Raw genomic sequence first — 17,919 nt, forward strand, 5'->3', positions numbered from 1 at the left:
GTCGGGGTGGGGGTCGGGGGCGGCGGGGCCGTGCGCACCGGCACCACGGTGCGGCCCGCGTTGTCGGTGGGCCGCGGGTCCAGGACGGTACCGGTGACCGACCAGTCGACCGGCGCGTCGCCGGGGACGTCTCCGGTGAGGGTGACGTCCACGGGCACGGTCGTGCCGGGCGGCACCACTCCGACGTCGCACTGGAGGGCGGTGGCGTCGCAGGTGCCCCCGGGCCGGGTGATCCGGGTGACGCGCACGCCGGTCGGCGGGGCGATGGTGAGCCGGGTGCCGGGGGAGGCCGCGGGGCCGTTGTTCACGACGTCGACGCGGACCGTGACCGAGTCGCCGACGGTCACGGCCGGTACGGTGGCGGGCGCCCGGACGGCGAGGTCCACGGGCTGCCGGACGCTGGGTTCCTTGTGCCGGCCCGGGAGATCGCTGGTGATCTTGGTGAGCTTGCCGGACGCGACGTCCAGCACCTTCAGCTTCTCCGGGCTGTCGGGCGCGCGGCCGGGGCGGGCGCTGATCACCAGCGCCTTGCCGTCGGCCGTCCAGGCGGCGTCGCGCGGCTGGAAGGGTCCGGGGTTCTCCGGCAGCTCCAGGCGGCAGGCGCCGGGGACGTCGCGGGCGGAGCCGGGTAGCAACACCCGGCAGTCGCCACCGGACACGGAGGTCAGGAGGATGCCGGCGCGTTCGTCGATCCGGCCGCCGCCGTTCTTGCGGTTGAAGGCGATGCTCCGCCCGTCCGGGGAGAACGCCGGGCTGTCGTCGATGACCCGGCAGTCACCGGGGCAGATCCGCGCGCTCAGGTCGCGCTGCCGGCCCAGGTCGCGCACGGGCACGGTCCAGATGTGCTTGTTGCCGCCGCCCCCGCCGATCACCTGGTTGCGGGTGAAGGCCAGGGTGGTGCCGTCGGCGGACCAGGTGGGCTGGGCGTCCTGGCCCTGGAGCTGCCCGGCCGGCGGGGTGATCTCGCCGGTGATCGCGCCGGTGGCGAAGTCCGCGACGAGGATGCGGCTGGGCCCCGCGGCCTCGCCCACGCCACCCGGCGAGATCCGGGTGAAGGCGAGGTACCTGCCGTCCGGGGAGAGCGCCGGATCGGTGTCCCAGTCCCCCGGGCCGCGTCCCGCGAGCGGAAGGGCGACCTCGTGCCGGCCTTCCGCGTCCGTCGTCCAGATCCGCTCGATCCGGCCGCCGGGGCCGCCGTCCTCGAAGCGGGTCAGCACGATCCGGCGGCCGTCCGGCGTGTAGGTCTGCCGCTCGGTCCACGGGTCGTAGCCGGGCCGGGGCCTGAACAGCGGGTCCTTCGCCGGGTCGGTGTTGGTGTCGGCCTCCGGGTCCTCCTTCAGGATCTCCACCCCGAGGTCGCGGGGGTCGGACCCGTCCGTCCGGATGTCCTGGAGCGTCGCGACGTGCGGGCCGTCCGCCGAGGTGCGCTCCACCACCGGACGGCCGCCGGTGAGCGGGCCGAGCCAGGTCGGCGAGAGGACCTCCCGGTCCTCGTTCAGCACCAGCCAGGGAACCGCGTCGGAGTGCGCGCGGGTGCGGAAGACGTGGTCCCAGTTCCCCTCGCACTGACAGGTGATCTCGGGGCTGAGGAACAGCACCTCGTCCCCGCCGGGCAGCCACGCCGCCCCGTGGGCACGCCACTCGGCCCGCGCGCCCGCGAACAGCGGCCCGTCGGTGCTCCCGCCGGACCCGTCCGTCAGCCGCAGCCGGGGGCCGTTCTGCCCGGTGGCGGTGTACGCGATGAGGTCCCGGTGGGCGTCGTCGTCGACCGGGTTCCACACCGGTTCCGTGGCGGCGCCGTTGGCGGGGTCGGTGACCCGGACAGGGGTGCCGCCGGCCAGCGGGCGGACGTAGACCTGCCGCCCGGCCGCCGGGTCGTTGTCGCTGGAGTACGCGAGGCGCTGCCCGTCCGGGGAGACCGTCGGGCAGTCCTCGTCGGCGGCCGTGTCGGTCAGCCGGGTCAGGCCGGTGCCGTCGGTCCGCACCTGCCACAGGTCGCGCTGCGTCCTGCCGTCCGGGCCGCCGGGCCCGGCCGCGTCGAAGACCACCGAATCGCCCTTCGGTGTCAGCCGGGGGTGCGCCGCGTCCATGCCGCGGGTGAGGCGGTGTACGGAACCGTCGGCGGCCCGCAGGTAGATCTGGGGCTTCGCCTCGTCGCGGCGGCTGGCGAAGACCAGCTGGTCGCCCAGGGCGGCCGGCTGGACGTCGAAGTGGGCCGGGCCGGTACCGAACAGCGGTGTGCTGGAGTCGGTGGACTCGACCCCGCCGAGACTGCGGTGCCGGGTACCGGCGTAGGCGATCCGGGTGTCCGCGGCGTCGGCCGCCCGCGGCGCGGCCGACGCGCCGTCCTGCCCGGAGGCCGCGGTCGCCCCGAGCAGCGGGACCAGCAGCAGCGCGGACGCGCCGAGCCGTCCCAGGCGGTACCGCCCGCCGGGGCCAGCGGTTCCCATCACGGTCCCCCTCGCAGTCTGGTCCGGCATCCACATGTGCCCCCGCCACTGTGCGCCGGCCGCGCGCGGCACGGCAGGGCCGCGGGGCCCTGTCCGGGGGAAGCACGCCGTGTGCTTTCGGGCAGTCCCCGTTCCCGCCCGCGGCCGGGCCGGCCCGTCAGATCAGTCCGTTGCGCAGCGCGTAGCCGACCGCGTGCGCCCGGTTGCGCAGCTGGAGGCGGGTGATGACCTCGTGCAGCACGTTCTTGACGGTCCGTTCGGAGTACGCGGTCTTGCGGGCGATCTCCGCGGTGTCCAGGCCCTCCGACACCATGCGCAGCATGTCCGCCTCGCGCGTGGTCAGCGTGGACAGGGACAGGGACAGGCTGCCCGGGTCGAGCGCCGAACGCTGGAGGCTGCCCACGTGGCTGAGCAGCTTGCCGAGCAGGTCGCCGGGGAGCACGCCCTCGCCGTTGGCGATGGCGAGGACCAGCCGCAGCAGTTGGTCCTGGTCGGCCTCGGCGCGCCGCAGCACCGCGGCCACACCGCACTCGATGACGCGTTGCAGCGTGCCGGAGCCCAGGGTGGCGACCACCAGGCCGGTGCGGGTCGCGGTGTTGTGCCGCAGCCGGTGCAGCAGGGACGCCACGTCGTCGTCGACCTGGTCCACGACGACCAGCGAGACCTCCGCCCGCTCGGCGTCGGCGTCGGCGAGCAGTTCGACCTCGGGACGCTGGCGTAACTGCTGGACGACGCCGAGGCGCAGGACGGTGTCGGCGGCGTAGACGGCCAGGGTCACCCGGACGGGACGGTCGGACCGGGAGGTCGGCCGCATGGTCCAGGCGGAAGGGGGCACCCGTGTCGTGGTGGCCGGCGCGGCGGGACCGGCCGTGTCCTCACCGGGCAAGGGGTTGGGCATGGGACGTGCCTCTCGGAGAGTCGGATGGCGGAAGTCGGAAAGCGGGGGCGGGCGGGCGGGCGCCGCCGCGGCTGTGCCCCCGAGAGGGAGCCCGTCTCAACGGCTGGTTATGTCGGGGGAGTTGTAAGTGACCGCCAGGGCACACCGACTGCCCGGACGTTGCCCCCGCGCTTCTCGTCGCGGTCTCGGGCGGGGTCCTAACGTGGTGGCGTGACGCCTTCCGCAGCCTCTTCCAGTTCCGGTGCGACCGGCCTCGACATGCCGGAAGTGACCGTGGCGCCGGGGGACATCGCCACGACCAGTCTGACCGTCCGCAACGACAGCGACATCGTCGAGGCGTACAGCCTGGAGGTCGTCGGGGACTGCGCCTCCTGGACCACCGTGGAACCTGCACGGGTCTCCCTCTATCCCGGTACCTCCGAGACGGTGACGATCCGGCTGGAGCCACCGCGCTCGCCGGACGTCCGGGCCGGGGAGGTGCCCCTCGGGGTGCGGATCCTGCCGGCCGAACACCCCGAGTCGGTGCGGGTCGCCGAGACCACCGTGCACATCGGGGAGTTCCACGAGCTGCACACCGAGCTGTCCCCGCGCCGGCGGCGCGGCTGGCTGCGCGGGCGCTACCGGCTGGCGGTGCGCAACCAGGGCAACTCGCCGGTGAAGGCGGGCTTCACCGCCGGACAGGCCGGCGAGGAGCTGCGGTTCGCCTTCAGCCCGGCGGAGCACGCGCTGGAGCCCGGCGAGTCGGCGGAGATCGGCCTGCGGGTGCGCACGGGCAAGCCGGTGTGGTTCGGGGCCCCGGTGGTGTGGCCGTTCACGGTGGACGCCACCGAGACCGTCGACCCGGAGCGGGCCCGGCGCGAGGAGCCCGCCGTCCGGGCTCCGCTGGACGCCGAGTTCGTGCAGATCCCGGTCTTCCCCAAGTGGCTGCTGGCGCTGCTCGCGGCACTGCTGGCGCTGTTGCTCGCCTGGTTCATGCTGGTCCGTCCGGCGGTGCGCAGCGCGGCCAAGGAAGCGGCCAACGAGGCGGTCCAGCCGCGTCCCACGCCCGCCGGGGAGCGGGGCGAGACGGGGCAGGGCCCGGGCTCCGGGTCCGGTCCGAGCATCGGACCCGACGGCAAGGCCACGGGCGCTCCGCAGGGATCGACCGCCGGCTCCGGCGGCGGCTCCGGCGGGGGCGCCGACGGGAACGACGGGGCCCCCGGCGGTGGCACCTCGGCCGGCGGTGGCCAGCAGAGTTCGCAGACCATCGATGTGCAGACGTCCGGCGGGGAGACCAAGTCGGGCACCTACCAGGTGCCCAAGGACAGTGTCTTCCAGGTCACGGATGTCGTCGTCGCCAACTTCCAGGGTGACGAGGGGCTGCTGACGTTCAGCTTCGGCGACCGCAAGATCACGACGATCGCGCTGGAGACCTTCCGCAACCAGGACTACCACTGGGTGACCCCCATCAAGATCCCCGAGAACGACACCGTGACCGTCGAGGTGACCTGCGAGAAGCCCGGCACCCCGGCGACCGGCCGTCGTGCGCAGGGGTGCCACGAGGTCCTGAACGTGAGTGGTGTGCTCAGCCGTATCTCTCGGTGAATCCGGACCCACGGTCCCAGCATTGTCGATCGGCGTTGGGTGTATCTGCCAGGGGCGCACTCCCGCTCCGTCCGGAAAACACCACGATGGGGCCGAAAAGCGGTACCCGGCCCCGCACTTGACGACGGAGCGGCGGCCGGGACGATCCGGCCGGCCCCGCCTACGAGACCGCGACCTCCTCCCGGTGTTCCCGTACGGGCACGCGCAGGGCGAGGAGGGCGACGTCGTCCAGACCGGGCGGGTGGACGCGGCGCAGGAGCTGGTCGGTGAAGGACGGCAGCGGGCGGTGGGCGAGGGCGGCGGCGTGCTGGCGCAGCCGGTTCAGCCCCTCGTCCAGGGTGTGGCCGGGGGCTTCGACCAGACCGTCGGTGTACAGCAGGAGGGTGCAGCCCGGCGGCAGCAGGGCGGTGGCGTCGGTGCGTCGGGTGCGCACCCCGGTGCCCAGCAGGAGGCCATGGCCGTCGGTGAGGTAGTGGGCCAGGCCGTCCCGGGTGACGAGCAGGGGCGGGGGGTGGCCGGCGTTGGTCCAGGACAGCTGCCAGTGGCCGTCGCCGGTCTCCGTCACCCGGCCGAAGACGACGGTGGCCATGGCGACGTCGGTGATCGGCATGATCGCCTCGTCCAGGCGTTCGACGACCCGGCTGGGGGGTTCCTGCTGCGCCCAGCCGTAGGCGCGGAGCATGTTGCGCAGCTGGGCCATGCCGGAGGCGGCCTCCAGATCGTGGCCGACGACGTCGCCGACGGCGAGCGCGGTGGCGCCGTCGGCCAGGGTGAAGGCGTCGTACCAGTCGCCGCCGACCTGGGAGGCGTCCGGGGCGGGCAGGTAGCGGACGGTCATCTCCAGGCCGGGCACCCGCGGCATCTGCGGCAGCAGGTGGTTCTGCATGGTCTCGGCGACCTTGCGCTGGCGCTGGTAGAGGCGGGCGTTGTCCAGGGCCAGGCCGGCCCGGCGCGCGATGTCCTCCAGCAGGGGAAGATCGGCGACCGTGAAGTCGCCCGGCGTCCCGGTGCGGCCGAGCGTGAGGGCGCCCAGGACGTCACGGGTGCTGCGCAGGGGCGCGATGGCCGCCGAGTGGATGCCGGTGCTCTCGAACAGGCGGCGCTGTTCGACCGCGATGCCGGAGTCCGGGGCGCCCCGGTACGTGTCGGGGCCGGCCAGGGTGGAGGCGACACCGCGCAGCGCCCGGGACAGGGGCATCTGCGACTCCTCCGACACCGGTGGCATCGGCCCTTCGAGGTCCTCGTGGCGGATCAGGGTGTCGCCGTCCGCCTCGACGACGGCCGTGCGCCACACCTCGTCGCGCTCGGTGATCAGATCGATGACGGCCCAGTCCGCCAGGCGCGGCAGGACCAGGGACAGCAGACGGCTCAGTGCCTCGTCGACGTCGAGGGTGGAGGTCAGCTGGGTGGTGGTCTCGGCGAGCAGGGCCAGCCGCTCGTAGTCGGTCAGGGACTCGATGCCCCGCTGCGGGCGCGGCCCGCCGGCGGCGGCCCGCTCGGACGGGTGGAAGGCGACGAGGGTGCCGGCGCGCCGGTCGCCGATGTCGTAGGGCGTGATCGTCCAGGAGACGGGCAGCAGCGAGCCGTCGCCGCGTTCGAAGTAATCGTCGGCGCCCTGGGCCGGGCTGCCCGCGAGGAACGCCTTCCGCATGCCGCACTGCGTCGTGGACAGCCGCTGGCCCTGCGGTCCGCGGTGCAGCAGGTCGTGGGCGTCCTGCCCGACGAGCGCGGCGGCGGGGCGGGCGAGCAGCTCTTCCGCGCGGGAGTTGGCGGCGACGACGCAGCCCTGCTCGTCCACGACGTACACCCCGGTCCCGATGGCCTCCAGGGCCGCCCGGAACCCGGGCGGGAGCGGTGTCCGCGACGGCTGCTCCGCCCCGGTCTCCGTCCCTCGCGGACTGTCCGGTCCCGTCATGTCCTCGCCTTTCCTGGGATCGGGCCGCGGCCCTCGGCGCCGCTCACGCGGACGCGGGGATGTACCGCACTCCTGTCTTCCGTATGCCCCGCCGACGGGAAAAGACAGCCACCCTCCCCCCACGGGCCCCGGCGGTGCCGCCCTCAGGTCCCGGGGTTCGCCCGGGCGTCGCCGCGCCACTCGACCAGCAGGACGGTGGCGCCGTCGACGCGGCCGGCGGTGTGGCCGGCGACCACGCCCGGATGAGCCGGCGCGGCGTCAGCCGCGGCAGGACGCGTTCGCCGTCCGAGGCGCCGGACACCGCGCGTCCTCAGCCGGACGGGCGTCCGGCCGCGACCGGACCGGGGCGGGACAGCAGCCGCCGGGCCGCCGCCAGGGCGCTGTCGATGTCCCGGGTGTCCGTCGACACGCACAGGGTGTGGGCCACGTCCCGCAACCGCTGCCGCGCGGCGGCGCCGCCGTCCTCGGCGCGCAGGGCCGCCAGCGCCTCGTACTGCTCCACCAGGTTCCGCAGGACCGCGGGGTTCGCCAGCGACATCACAGCCACTCCTCGCGGTGGCGGAGTGCCGGAACACGGTTGCCGAAACCGTGCTCCGGAGGAACCCGGGGGCTGTTCTCGTCAACCCCCTGCCGGTCCCGACGGCCGTGGAAGGGCGGCTCCGCGTCCTTCGGACCGGCCCGGGCACCGGCCGGCCGGACCGCCCGGTTCCCCACGACGGTCCGCACCCGGCGAGTCCCCCGGTGGCCGCGGTCCCACACGTCGGCGCGGCCGTCCGCGCGGAGTCCTGCGCATCGCCGTGCGCCGGGCGGGTACTCGTCACCGTCCCGAAGCACCGTCACGACGAGGAGTCGGAGGCCGGAACGATGCCTGCCCCGGCACGGTCCGCCGTCGCGGACCCCCGAGAGCGCCGCCGTACCGCCGCCCGGGCCGCGCGCCCGCGGAGCCGGGTGCCCGAACCCGGCGACGAGGCCGACCTGCTCGGCCAGTACCTGACCCAGATCGCCGCGACCCCGCTGCTCGACGCCGAGGAGGAGGTACGGCTGGCCCGGCGCATCGAGGCCGGGGTACGCGCCCTCGGGGAACTGGAGCGGGCCGGGCAGGGCGGACCGGTCCTCCCGCCGGACCGGCGCGACGCGCTGGAGGAGGCCGCGCGCGACGGACGGCACGCCAAGGACCACATGATCCGGGCCAACCTGCGGCTGGTGGTGTCGATCGCCAAACGGCACGCCCACCGGGGCGCCCCCCTGCTCGACCTGATCCAGGAGGGCAACCTGGGGCTGATGCGGGCCGTGGAGAAGTTCGACCACACCAAGGGCTTCAAGTTCTCCACGTACGCGACCTGGTGGATCCGCCAGGCGATCGAGCGGGGCCTGGCCCAGCACGCCCGTACCGTCCGGCTGCCGATGCACGTGGTGGAGCAGTTGCAGAAACTGGCGAAGGTCGAACGGCGGCTCCAGCTGGACCTCGACCGCGAGCCGACGGACGCCGAGGTGGCCCGGGAGAGCGGGTTCGCCGAGGACCGGGTCGTCTGGCTGCGCCGGGTCGGGCGGCACACGCTCAGTCTGGACACGCCCGTGGACGACACCGGAGAGACCGTGGTCGGCGACCTCATCCCCGCCACCGACGTGCTCCAGGCGCCGCAGGTCGCCGAGTACCGGGCGCTCGCCGAGGACCTCAGGGACGCGCTGGGCGTGCTGGCCCCCCGCGAAGCCATGATCCTCAGCCTGCGGTACGGGCTGCACGACGGGCACCCGCGCACGCTGCAACAGGTGGCCGACCGGATCGGGCTGACCCGGGAGCGGGTGCGCCAGCTGGAGAAGGAGTCGCTCGGCCGGCTGCGGGCGCCCGAGACCGGCGAACGCCTGCTGGACTGGGCGGGCTGAGGCCCCCGGCCGGCCGGGCCCCGCGGCCGGCCGGCCGGGGGCACGTGGACCGGCCGGCCGCCGGGTCACCGTGTGAAGAACCGCCGGTCGAGCGCGGTGGCCCGCAGTCCGTCCAGGTCCAGCACCGGCCGGGGGCGGGTGACCGGGCCGCTCTCGGCGTAGGAGTCGACCGAGCGGACCGCGACCCGACGGCCGTCCGGGTACAGCACGTCGACCAGCCACACCTCGGCCGGGCCGCCCTTCTCCGACCGCCCCCGGACCTCCTTGACCCGGGTGCCGTCGGCCAGCGTCCTGGCCGCGCAGTCGCCCGGGACACCGGCGCAGCCCATGTGCCCGGCCAGCACGGCGGTCATGTCGTACTGCACGTCCGCCTCCACCATGGACCGGCCGTGCCCGTCGTCGTAGACCAGCTGGACCAGGCCGTCCCCGGCGTTCAGATCGGAGACGGTGCCGCCCCGGGGCAGGTGCGCCTTCAGCACCCGGGTCAGGGCGGCGCCGGACGTCCGCCCGCCCCCGGTGGCGGGGGCGCTCGGCGGGGCCGGCAGCGCGGCGAGCGCCGCGTTCCAGCGCGGGCTGCGCGCGATCGAGGTCAGCCGGTCCATGGAGAGCAGCGGGTCGGCTCCGCCGGACGCCTCCTTCTCGCCGCCGCCGCCGAACTCCTGCACCGCCACCTGGGCGCCGCCGGCCGTGGTGAACACGGCGTACCAACGCCGCTGGCCGCTATCGGAATCGGGGTACGTGTACGACTTGGTGGTGGTCAGCTCCGCCCCGCCGGGCAGCTTCCGCGTGGTGCACCGGTCGTAGGGGCGCACCTCCACCGGCAGGCAGCCGCCCTGCCCCTGCCGGTCGGCCGGGACGGACGGATCCAGCCGGGTGAGGGTGACGTCGACACCGGTGGAGCCCCGCGCGGTGGAGTAGGTGAGCCGCGCCATCGGCGACCCGGCGCCCTCGCCCTCCCCGGGTCCCCGCCCCGAGGCATCAAAGACGGTGCCGCCGGGTGGCAGCAGCCCCTTGAGGATGCGGACCATCTCCGCGCCGCCGACCGGGGCGGGCGTCCGGGCGGACGGCTGTCCGGCGGCGACCGCCGGGCTGCCCGCCGGGAGCCGGCCGGGGGTGCCGTCGTCCTGGCCGCCGAGGGCGCCCAGGGCCACCAGGCCGCCGCCCGCGGCGACCACCGCGACGGCCGCGGCGGCGGTCCGGGCGGCGGCGAACAGCCGCATCCGGCGGCCCCGGCCGACGGAGCGCCGCACCAGGTCGGCGGAGTGCGGCGGGAACGCGCCGGTGGCGCCGCGCAGGGCACCGGCCAGCCGCTTCTCGAAGTCCTCGTCGGGGGACATGCTGGGTCTCCTTCTTCCCGTCGGCCGGGGCGCGAGGCGCCGCCGGGCCGGGTTCGTCATGCGATCAGGTCGGCCAGCTCGGCGCCGAGCACATCGCGCAGCCGTTGCAGGGCGCGCATGCTCCGGGTCCGGACGGCGCCCGGCGACAGCCTGAGCGCCTGTGCCGTCTCCTCCACGGACCGGTCCTCCCAGTAGCGCAGCACCAGCACCGCGCGGTCCCGGGAGGTCAGCCGTGCCAGACCGTCCAGCAGGGCCATCCGCAGCTCCGCGTCCGGCTCCGGACCGGCCGTGTCGGGCATCCGGTCGCTGGGTCGCTCGGTGGAGCTGCGGCGCCGGCGCTGGGAGACGAAGGTGCGCACCAGGACGGTGTCGGCATAGGCGACCGGGGACTGCGCGCGGTTGATGCGCCGCCAGGAGCGGTACATCTTGGCGAGGGTCTCCTGGACCAGGTCCTCGGCGAGGTGCCAGTCGCCCGTGAGCAGGCAGGCGGTCCGGAACAGGGGGCCGCTGCGGGCCGCTGCGAACTCCAGATAGTCCGCGGGTGCTTCCCTCACCGTGTGTCCTCCCATGGCCGGCGTCATCTCTTACACGCGGTGGGACCGCCCGCGCGTCACAGCCCGGGGCACACCGATCGCGGACCGGCCGCCGGCGCGCCATTGCTGCGTCCGGGTGTATCCCTCACCCGGACGGCGGCGCGTCGGCCGCCCAGGGCCCCGGGGCCGCTCCCGTGCGGTGAGGATGGCGGGTGACTGACGCCATGTCGTGGGCGGACGCGAGCATCGGGAGACGGACCACTTGTGAGCATCCTGAACGAACCCCAGGGCGGTTCCGAGGCGCTTGAGGACTCGTACGAGAGCGAGCTGCCGGTCCGGCGCAAGCAGCCCGGCAACGTCGTGGTGAAGTGGCTGACGACCACCGACCACAAGACGATCGGCACGCTCTACCTGTCGACGTCGTTCATGTTCTTCCTGTTCGGCGGCGTGCTGGCGCTGCTCGTCCGGGCCGAGCTGGCCCGGCCGGGCCTCCAGATCGTCTCGAACGAGCAGTACAACCAGCTGTTCACGATGCACGGCACCGTGATGCTGCTGATGTTCGCCACCCCGCTGTTCGCCGGCTTCACCAACTGGATCATGCCGCTCCAGATCGGCGCGCCCGACGTGGCCTTCCCCCGGCTGAACATGCTCGCCTACTGGCTGTACTCGTTCGGATCGCTCATCGCGGTCGGCGGCTTCCTCACCCCGCAGGGCGCGGCCGACTTCGGCTGGTTCGCCTACGCGCCGCTGTCCGACGCCGTCCGCACCCCGGGGCTCGGCGCGAACATGTGGATCCTGGGCCTGGCGTTCTCCGGCTTCGGCACCATCCTCGGTGCCGTCAACTTCATCACCACGGTCGTCTGCATGCGCGCCCCCGGCATGACCATGTTCCGCATGCCGATCTTCACCTGGAACGTGTTCCTGACCAGCGTGCTGGTCCTGTTCGCCTTCCCGGTGCTGGCCGCCGCGCTGTTCGCGCTCGCCGCCGACCGCGTCTTCGGCGCCCATGTGTTCGACGCGGCCAACGGCGGGCCGATCCTGTGGCAGCACCTCTTCTGGTTCTTCGGCCATCCGGAGGTGTACATCATCGCGTTGCCGTTCTTCGGCATCGTCACCGAGATCATCCCGGTCTTCGCCCGCAAGCCGATCTTCGGTTACATGGGGCTGGTGGCGGCGACCATCGCGATCACCGGTCTGTCCATCACGGTGTGGGCGCACCACATGTTCGTCACCGGTGCCGTGCTGCTGCCGTTCTTCTCCTTCATGTCGTTCCTGATCGCGGTGCCGACGGGCGTGAAGTTCTTCAACTGGATCGGCACGATGTGGAAGGGCTCGCTGTCCTTCGAGACACCGATGCTGTGGGTGTTCGGCTTCCTCGTCACGTTCCTCTTCGGCGGCCTGACCGGCGTCATCCTCGCCTCGCCGCCGATGGACTTCCACGTCTCCGACTCGTACTTCGTGGTCGCCCACTTCCACTACGTGGTCTTCGGCACGGTCGTCTTCGCGATGTTCGCCGGCTTCCACTACTGGTGGCCCAAGTTCACCGGCAAGATGCTCGACGAACGCCTCGGGAAGATGACCTTCTGGACCCTGTTCGCCGGCTTCCACGGCACCTTCCTGGTCCAGCACTGGCTGGGCGCCGAGGGCATGCCCCGCCGGTACGCCGACTACCTGGCGTCCGACGGCTTCACCGCGCTGAACACGGTGTCGACGATCAGTTCCTTCCTGCTCGGCCTGTCCATGCTGCCGTTCCTCTACAACGTGTGGAAGACGGCGAAGTACGGCCGGCCCGTCACCCTCGACGACCCCTGGGGCTACGGCCGTTCCCTGGAGTGGGCGACCTCCTGCCCGCCGCCCCGGCACAACTTCCTCACCCTGCCGCGCATCCGCAGCGAGTCCCCCGCGTTCGACCTGCACCACCCGGACATCGCGGCACATGAGCACGAGGGCCCCGCGATCACGGCCCCGAGCGGCCGAGGGCACGGATGAGCGGCCTGCCGAAACAGGGCACGGAGGCGGGCGGGGACCTCGGCAACGAGGTGGAGGGCTACCTGCTGTGGCAGGCCAGGATCGCGGAGGCGGAGCGGCGCGCGCGGGAGTTCGCGGACACCCTGGACTGGCTGACGACGGCCCAGCGCGAGGAGGTCGAGCGGCGCCACACCGCCGACGGCCTGCGCCGGGCCCGGGCGGACCTGGAGCGCGTCGCGGCCCGCTGCGTGTCGCTGCGGGCCGAGTACGAGCGCCGCTACCAGGTGCTGCGGCGGCGCTGCCTGGCCGTGGTCCTGGCGGTGTGCGCCTGCTGCACCGCGCTGACCGCGCTGCTGCTGGCGCTCTGACGCCGCCGCCGGCCGGACGTCACCGGGTCAACAGTGGTCGAAGAAGCCGGCCGGTCAGCCGGCGGGCTTCCACACCGTGACGTCCATGCTGACCACGGGCGCCCGCACGGACTCCACCCGTTCGATGCCCGTGATCCTTGAGGCCACCACGCGTCCCTCGTCCGTGACGGTGCACAGGGTCGCCCCCTCGACCACCCCGTTCGCCTTGGACTCGCCGGCGTTCTCCAGCTGCGTGGTCGACAGCGGCACCGAGCCCGCGGCGTCCAGACAGGACGCGGTGGTCGCCTTCTCCCCCGGGGCCAGGAGGCCCGTGGTGCGCTCACCGCCGGGTTCCAGGTCGCCCCACAACGAGTTCCAGTAGAGCAGCTCGTAGTGCCCCTTCTCCTCCTCCGTCAGCTCGGCGTACCGCTCGTCCGTGAGCCGGGTCACCCACTGCCGGGCGTCGAAGTCGATGACGAAGTAGTTGTCGGGCTGGGCGAGCCGCAGCCTTCCGGTGCGTTCCTGCGTGTACTGCGTGGCGGCGGACGGGGAGGCGTCGGAGGGCGGGGTGGAGACCGCCGCCGGACCGGGCGTGGTCACCGCGGGCGCGGAGTGGCGGGGCGCCGGGGTCCGCGTACCGCCGTGCGCGGCGCCGGAGGTCTCCTCCTTCCCGTTCGTCACCACGTAGACCGAGACGGCGGCCGTGGCCACGACGGCCACCGCCGCCGCGACGATCATCCACGTGCGCCGGTTGCCGCCCGGCGGCTTCGGCGGGACCGACGGGGGCGGCGGCACCGAGTAGTAGTTGTTCGTCTGGGTGCGGATGCGCTGGCTCCGCTGGTCGAAGTCGGACACGGTGACCGCTTCTCAGAAGAGCCCGGGCAGGGCCGCGATGAGCGAACCCAGCGCCGCCGCGAGGCCGGTCGCGGAGCTGATGCCGGCGAGGATCGCCTGGCCGCGGCCGAGTCTGCGGCCCACCGCGTCCGCGGTGGCGTCGGGGCGCCGGGCGGCCTGCGCGGCCTGGCCGATCTCGTGCCGGACGTCGGCGGCGCTCTCCGCGTCGAGGGCGCCCTGCTCCTCGGCGCGGCCGATCTCCTCGGCGAGGGCCTGGAGCCGGGTCAGCAGCTCCTCCCGGCTCGCCGTGTCGCCGTAGTCGGCGCCGAACGACACGTTGTACTGGGTGGTGACGTGCTGGCCCCGCTGGTCGAACACACTCACGCTGTCTCCTGGTCCGCACGGTGGGGCAGCAGGTTAACCGACGGGGAGATCCGTGAAAGCCGGTTTAAGTCAAGCCGGTTGGCCGGAATGTCACTCCTCGTCGCTGGTGCGCACCGGAGTCGACCGGCCCGGCGGGGGCAGCTCGGCCGCCTCGGCCCGGGTGATCAGCACATCGCCGATGAAGAGGTCGTAGACGAGGATGCCGACCGCACCGCCGATCAGCGGCCCGACGATCGGGATCCACCAGTAGCCGCTGAAGGCGCCGGACACGCTGCCGGGGAACGCCAGGCTGCCCCAGCCCTCGGCGTAGGTGAGCAGCCGGGGCCCGAGGTCGCGGGCCGGGTTGATCGCGTAGCCGGCGTTGGCGCCGTAGGACATGCCGATCGCGACGACGACGAACCCGATGACCAGCGGGCCGAGGTTGGCCTTCACCGCCTGGTTGCGCAGGTCGATGACGGCGGCGATCAGCATGAGCAGGAAGGCCGTGCCGACGATCTGGTCGATCAGCGGGCCCCAGACGCCGCCGTGGAAGTAGGCGGCCGGAAAGGTGGCGAAGATGGAGAAGGTGGTGTTCGTGTGCCCGTTCACCTTCGGTCCCGCCACCGTGCGGTCGAAGGTGTCGATCGCGTCGTGGTAGACGAGGTAGACCAGGGCCGCGCCGGTGAGGGCGCCGACGACCTGCGCGAACCAGTAGGGCAGGACCTTGGCCCAGGAGAACCCCCGGCGCAGGGCCATCGCCAGGGTCACCGCCGGGTTCAGATGGGCGCCGCTGACGCCGCCGGCCACGTAGACGCCGAACGTGACGGCCAGGCCCCAGCCCCAGGCGATGAGCAGCCAGTCGCCGGCCGCGAGGAAGATCGTGGTGGGCGTGGCGGCCCGGCCCGACCCGGGCAGCGCGGCGACCGCCATCGCGACCACACCGCAGCCGAAGGAGATGAGGACGAAGGTCCCGAGGAACTCCGCCAGGCACTCGCCCAGCAGTCCGCCCCGGCTGCGGAGACGGGACGGCTTGACGAGCGGGGGGATGCCGACAGCCATGGAGGCCCCCTCTTCAGAGAGCGATACGGCCAATGTCCCCATATTGGCTCACAAAGCCACTCCCCGCAGGGTGACCGCCGCCCGCCCCTCCCGCGGCGGCCCCGGGGACGGGCTCAGCTGTCGAGGTCGTCGGCGTAGTGCCGGAACCCGTGCCGGTCCCGGTGCAGGGACCACAGGGTCTCGGCGAGCGCGTCCGGGTCCTTGCGCGCGTGGCCCGGGGTGATCGCGCCCGGGATCACCAGCTGCGCCACGTGGATGCCCTCCGCGGCGAGCCGCTCGTGCAGCAGGTGGCCGTACGCGCTCTCCGCGGCGAAGGCGACCGAGGTCCCGGCCCGCTCGGGGTGCGGTACGGCGGCGGTCCCGCCGTTGACGAACAGGATCGTCCCGCGCCCGAGCCGCCGCATGCCCGGCAGCACCCGCTGCACGGCGGCCACCGGCCCGTACACGGAGAACTCGATCGGCCCCACCAGGTCCCGGTGCCCGGTGTCCAGCACGGGCCGCATGAAGTCGCGGTGCGGCACCGGGCTGTACTGGAGCACCTCGATGGTGCCGAGCGCCTCCGCCAGCTCCCCCAGCGCCGCGGCCAGTTCCTCCGGCCGGCGCACGTCGGCGGCGCACCCGCCCGCGGTGATCCCCTCGGCCACGAGGGCGCCGGCGAGCGCGTCCAGCCTCTCGCGGTCCCGGGCGACGAGCCCGACGCGGAACCCCTCCCGCCCGAAGCGCCGCGCGACGGCGGCTCCGAGTCCCGGCCCGGCTCCCACGATGGCGACACTGCTCATACCCACCATCCGTACCGCACCGGCCACCGGCTCACACCGGCCGCCGGGTGCGGGTGACTCTTTACCCGCAGGTGCTGAAACGGATCGCCGCCGCGTCCGTACTGCTGTGCGTCCGGACCACGGACGGTCCCTGCGGCAGGAGGCACGGTGCGCTTTTCGCGGAACGCGACGGGAACTCTCTTCGTGGGCGGCGCCATGGCCCTGACCCTCGCGGCGCTCGCCTACCCGGGCCTGCTCGGCCTGAGCAAGGTCTCCGGCGCACCGGACCGCGTGATCGCCGACACCCGGTGGGGACCGCTGACCGAGCAGGACCGGGACTTCGTGGTGAAGGTGCGGGCGGCCGGGCTGTGGGAGTACCCGGTGGGGCGGATCGGACTCCGCAAGGGCGACTCCCGGCCGGTGCTCACGGCCAGCCGGCACCTGATCGACGGACACGCGGCGCTGGACACCACCTGCCGCAGAATCGCCCCGATGCTGCACATCACCCTGCCCAACGCGGCCAGCCCCCAGCAGCAGGGCTTCGTCGACCGGTTGGAGGGCGAGAGCGGCAGGCGGTTCGACACCGACTTCGCCAACATCCTGCGGATGACGCACGGCTCCATCTTCAACACGGTGGCGAAGATCCGCTCCACCACCAGGAACTCGCTGGTGCGCGCCCTCGCCGACCAGGCCAACGACACCGTGCTGGACCACATCGCGGTGATGGAGAAGACGGGTCTGGTCGACTTCGACCGGACCCTCTTCCAGCAGACCACCCCGCCCAAGCTGCCCGCCTCCGACCTGACCCCGCCACCCCCGCCGCCGGGCCAGCCGGAGGTGGTGCTCACCCCGCCGCCGACGGCCACCTCCACCCCGGTGGACATCGACGGCATCGCGGGCGGCGGGAGGAGCGGGGGCGGTGCCGGGGGTGGTTCCTAGTCCAGGGGCTTCGTCTGGATCAGGCCTGGGTGACACCGGGCCCGGTCGAGCACCCGGACACCGCTGTCGGCGGCGCACTCGGCCCAGATCAGCTTGCCGACCCCTTCGCGGTCGCTGACCCCCCACCGCCCGCCGGTCAGCGCCTCCACCAGCAGCAGCCCCCTCCCGGAATCAGCCTCGGCAGACGGTTCCCGGCGCTCGGGCCTGGTCTCGTCGGCATCGTGCACCTCGATGCGCAGCGAGCCGTCCGACAGCCGCTGGAACCGGGTCTCGATGAGGCGGTCGCCCGGGCCGGCGGCGTGCCGCACGCTGTTGGTAGCCAGCTCGGAGAGGACGAGTGCGGCGGTGTCCGCCAGCGCGGTCATGTCCCACTGGCCCAGGTGCCGCAGCAGCAACCGCCGTGCCATGCCGACACAGACCGGGTCGGCGGGCCACCGGTAGGCCACGCTCCACGGGCCGACCGGCATGGTCAGCGGGATCCCCTTCACGGGCGTCCCGTCCGTGCAGTGCGAGGAGACTTCCCGTGCCAGTGCGGCATCCGCCAGCGCCGACCGGTCATCCTCCTCTGGGTCCGGCAACCGGTAACCCCTGCTCTTGGCCACCCGCACCGCGTCGCGCAGCGCATGACACAGGTGGGGAATCACACTCGTCATGTCCGCGCCCGGAGCCCGGTCCGCCCATGCCGACTCGGTGCTGTGCAGCAGCCGTTCAGCCATTCCGAGCTGCACCGACTCAAGCCCGTCCGCAAACCGGGACACGAATGAGTCCTCGTCCTTCGGAGTGAGGTACGCGGGCTGACCGCCCTCACCAGTCCACGGAAGCAACCGCATCACAGCACCACCCCCGCACCATCCGGTCGGCCGCTCCGAAACCCAGGTGAGCCGATCGAGTACCAGCGCTTCGGCCTATCGCGCCACGGCGGTCCCGACCAGATGAACGCCAAGCGTTCGACTCGTTGATGGATACTGCCCATGGCTGCTCGCTCCGTTCGAGTGGTCCACGCCCCGGGCCGTGACAGCGGCGCCGGGGTCCGGGCTATCCGGCACGGAT

16 protein-coding genes are annotated in these 17,919 nt (G+C 73.5%); 5 read left to right on the top strand and 11 right to left on the bottom strand.

Features of this window, described 5'->3' with window-relative positions; genetic code table 11:
- A partial coding sequence (locus IF37_RS0108235) for a DUF11 domain-containing protein (RefSeq protein ID WP_216725832.1) occupies positions 1–2,450 on the bottom strand: 2,450 nt, incomplete at its 3' end.
- Between the two features lie 157 nt (positions 2,451–2,607).
- A complete protein-coding gene (locus IF37_RS0108240; protein WP_079165618.1) occupies positions 2,608–3,348 on the bottom strand; it encodes a LuxR C-terminal-related transcriptional regulator in 741 nt (246 codons plus the stop codon).
- 258 nt (positions 3,349–3,606) lie between these two features.
- Here IF37_RS0108240 and IF37_RS0108245 point away from each other — a divergent pair, with 258 nt between their 5' ends.
- A complete protein-coding gene (locus tag IF37_RS0108245) occupies positions 3,607–4,932 on the top strand; it encodes a hypothetical protein (RefSeq protein WP_030738533.1) in 1,326 nt (441 codons plus the stop codon).
- A gap of 160 nt (positions 4,933–5,092) precedes the next feature.
- Here the strand turns inward: IF37_RS0108245 and IF37_RS0108250 are convergent, their stop codons facing one another.
- Both IF37_RS0108250 and IF37_RS0108260 read right to left on the bottom strand, forming a co-directional pair.
- Positions 5,093–6,847 (bottom strand): SpoIIE family protein phosphatase, encoded by a 1,755-nt coding sequence (locus IF37_RS0108250; protein WP_030738536.1) that lies wholly within the window; start codon positions 6,845–6,847, stop codon positions 5,093–5,095.
- 310 nt (positions 6,848–7,157) lie between these two features.
- On the bottom strand, positions 7,158–7,385 hold the full coding sequence (locus IF37_RS0108260; RefSeq protein WP_030738538.1) for a DUF5133 domain-containing protein: 228 nt from the start codon (positions 7,383–7,385) through the stop codon (positions 7,158–7,160).
- 326 nt (positions 7,386–7,711) lie between these two features.
- Between IF37_RS0108260 and IF37_RS0108270 the strand changes: the two genes are divergently transcribed.
- Positions 7,712–8,731, top strand: a complete 1,020-nt coding sequence (locus IF37_RS0108270) for an RNA polymerase sigma factor RpoD/SigA (protein ID WP_030738542.1) — start codon at positions 7,712–7,714, stop codon at positions 8,729–8,731.
- 65 nt (positions 8,732–8,796) lie between these two features.
- Here the strand turns inward: IF37_RS0108270 and IF37_RS0108275 are convergent, their stop codons facing one another.
- Both IF37_RS0108275 and IF37_RS0108280 read right to left on the bottom strand, forming a co-directional pair.
- Complete coding sequence (locus IF37_RS0108275) at positions 8,797–10,068, bottom strand: hypothetical protein (RefSeq protein ID WP_030738544.1); 1,272 nt, start codon at positions 10,066–10,068, stop codon at positions 8,797–8,799.
- 56 nt (positions 10,069–10,124) lie between these two features.
- Complete coding sequence (locus tag IF37_RS0108280) at positions 10,125–10,622, bottom strand: SigE family RNA polymerase sigma factor (RefSeq protein WP_037855999.1); 498 nt, start codon at positions 10,620–10,622, stop codon at positions 10,125–10,127.
- A gap of 243 nt (positions 10,623–10,865) precedes the next feature.
- Between IF37_RS0108280 and ctaD the strand changes: the two genes are divergently transcribed.
- Entirely contained in the window at positions 10,866–12,590 is a 1,725-nt protein-coding gene (gene ctaD, locus IF37_RS0108285; RefSeq protein WP_030738550.1) for a cytochrome c oxidase subunit I, read from the top strand.
- On the top strand, positions 12,587–12,937 hold the full coding sequence (locus IF37_RS0108290) for a hypothetical protein (protein ID WP_030738553.1): 351 nt from the start codon (positions 12,587–12,589) through the stop codon (positions 12,935–12,937). The genes ctaD and IF37_RS0108290 overlap by 4 nt, the downstream gene beginning before the upstream one ends.
- Positions 12,938–12,991: 54 nt before the next feature.
- Here the strand turns inward: IF37_RS0108290 and IF37_RS44395 are convergent, their stop codons facing one another.
- From IF37_RS44395 to IF37_RS0108310, 4 genes are all read right to left on the bottom strand, one after another.
- Positions 12,992–13,771, bottom strand: coding sequence for a hypothetical protein (locus IF37_RS44395; protein WP_030738556.1), 780 nt, complete (start codon positions 13,769–13,771; stop codon positions 12,992–12,994).
- 12 nt (positions 13,772–13,783) lie between these two features.
- Complete coding sequence (locus tag IF37_RS39135; protein ID WP_158727311.1) at positions 13,784–14,134, bottom strand: hypothetical protein; 351 nt, start codon at positions 14,132–14,134, stop codon at positions 13,784–13,786.
- A gap of 90 nt (positions 14,135–14,224) precedes the next feature.
- Positions 14,225–15,172 carry an MIP/aquaporin family protein gene (locus IF37_RS0108305; protein ID WP_030738559.1) on the bottom strand — a complete coding sequence of 316 codons (948 nt, stop codon included), beginning with the start codon at positions 15,170–15,172 and terminating at the stop codon, positions 14,225–14,227.
- Between the two features lie 113 nt (positions 15,173–15,285).
- Positions 15,286–15,951, bottom strand: coding sequence for an SDR family NAD(P)-dependent oxidoreductase (locus IF37_RS0108310; RefSeq protein ID WP_030738562.1), 666 nt, complete (start codon positions 15,949–15,951; stop codon positions 15,286–15,288).
- A gap of 147 nt (positions 15,952–16,098) precedes the next feature.
- Between IF37_RS0108310 and IF37_RS0108315 the strand changes: the two genes are divergently transcribed.
- Positions 16,099–16,869, top strand: a complete 771-nt coding sequence (locus IF37_RS0108315; RefSeq protein ID WP_253915694.1) for a DUF4142 domain-containing protein — start codon at positions 16,099–16,101, stop codon at positions 16,867–16,869.
- Here IF37_RS0108315 and IF37_RS45210 read toward each other — a convergent pair.
- Entirely contained in the window at positions 16,866–17,585 is a 720-nt protein-coding gene (locus IF37_RS45210) for an ATP-binding protein (protein ID WP_216725833.1), read from the bottom strand. The genes IF37_RS0108315 and IF37_RS45210 overlap by 4 nt on opposite strands.
- Positions 17,586–17,919: the final 334 nt, after the last annotated feature.

This window comes from Streptomyces sp. NRRL S-31 (assembly GCF_000718775.1).
GTDB lineage: Bacteria > Actinomycetota > Actinomycetes > Streptomycetales > Streptomycetaceae > Streptomyces.

Coding starts and splice junctions, on each gene's coding strand:
- IF37_RS0108240 (WP_079165618.1), bottom strand. CDS start 3,348: ATGCCCAACCCCTTGCCCGGTGAGGACACGGCCGGTCCCGCCGCGCCG.
- IF37_RS0108245 (WP_030738533.1), top strand. CDS start 3,607: ATGCCGGAAGTGACCGTGGCGCCGGGGGACATCGCCACGACCAGTCTG.
- IF37_RS0108250 (WP_030738536.1), bottom strand. CDS start 6,847: ATGACGGGACCGGACAGTCCGCGAGGGACGGAGACCGGGGCGGAGCAG.
- IF37_RS0108260 (WP_030738538.1), bottom strand. CDS start 7,385: ATGTCGCTGGCGAACCCCGCGGTCCTGCGGAACCTGGTGGAGCAGTAC.
- IF37_RS0108270 (WP_030738542.1), top strand. CDS start 7,712: ATGCCTGCCCCGGCACGGTCCGCCGTCGCGGACCCCCGAGAGCGCCGC.
- IF37_RS0108275 (WP_030738544.1), bottom strand. CDS start 10,068: ATGTCCCCCGACGAGGACTTCGAGAAGCGGCTGGCCGGTGCCCTGCGC.
- IF37_RS0108290 (WP_030738553.1), top strand. CDS start 12,587: ATGAGCGGCCTGCCGAAACAGGGCACGGAGGCGGGCGGGGACCTCGGC.
- IF37_RS0108305 (WP_030738559.1), bottom strand. CDS start 15,172: ATGGCTGTCGGCATCCCCCCGCTCGTCAAGCCGTCCCGTCTCCGCAGC.
- IF37_RS0108310 (WP_030738562.1), bottom strand. CDS start 15,951: ATGAGCAGTGTCGCCATCGTGGGAGCCGGGCCGGGACTCGGAGCCGCC.
- IF37_RS45210 (WP_216725833.1), bottom strand. CDS start 17,585: ATGGCTGAACGGCTGCTGCACAGCACCGAGTCGGCATGGGCGGACCGG.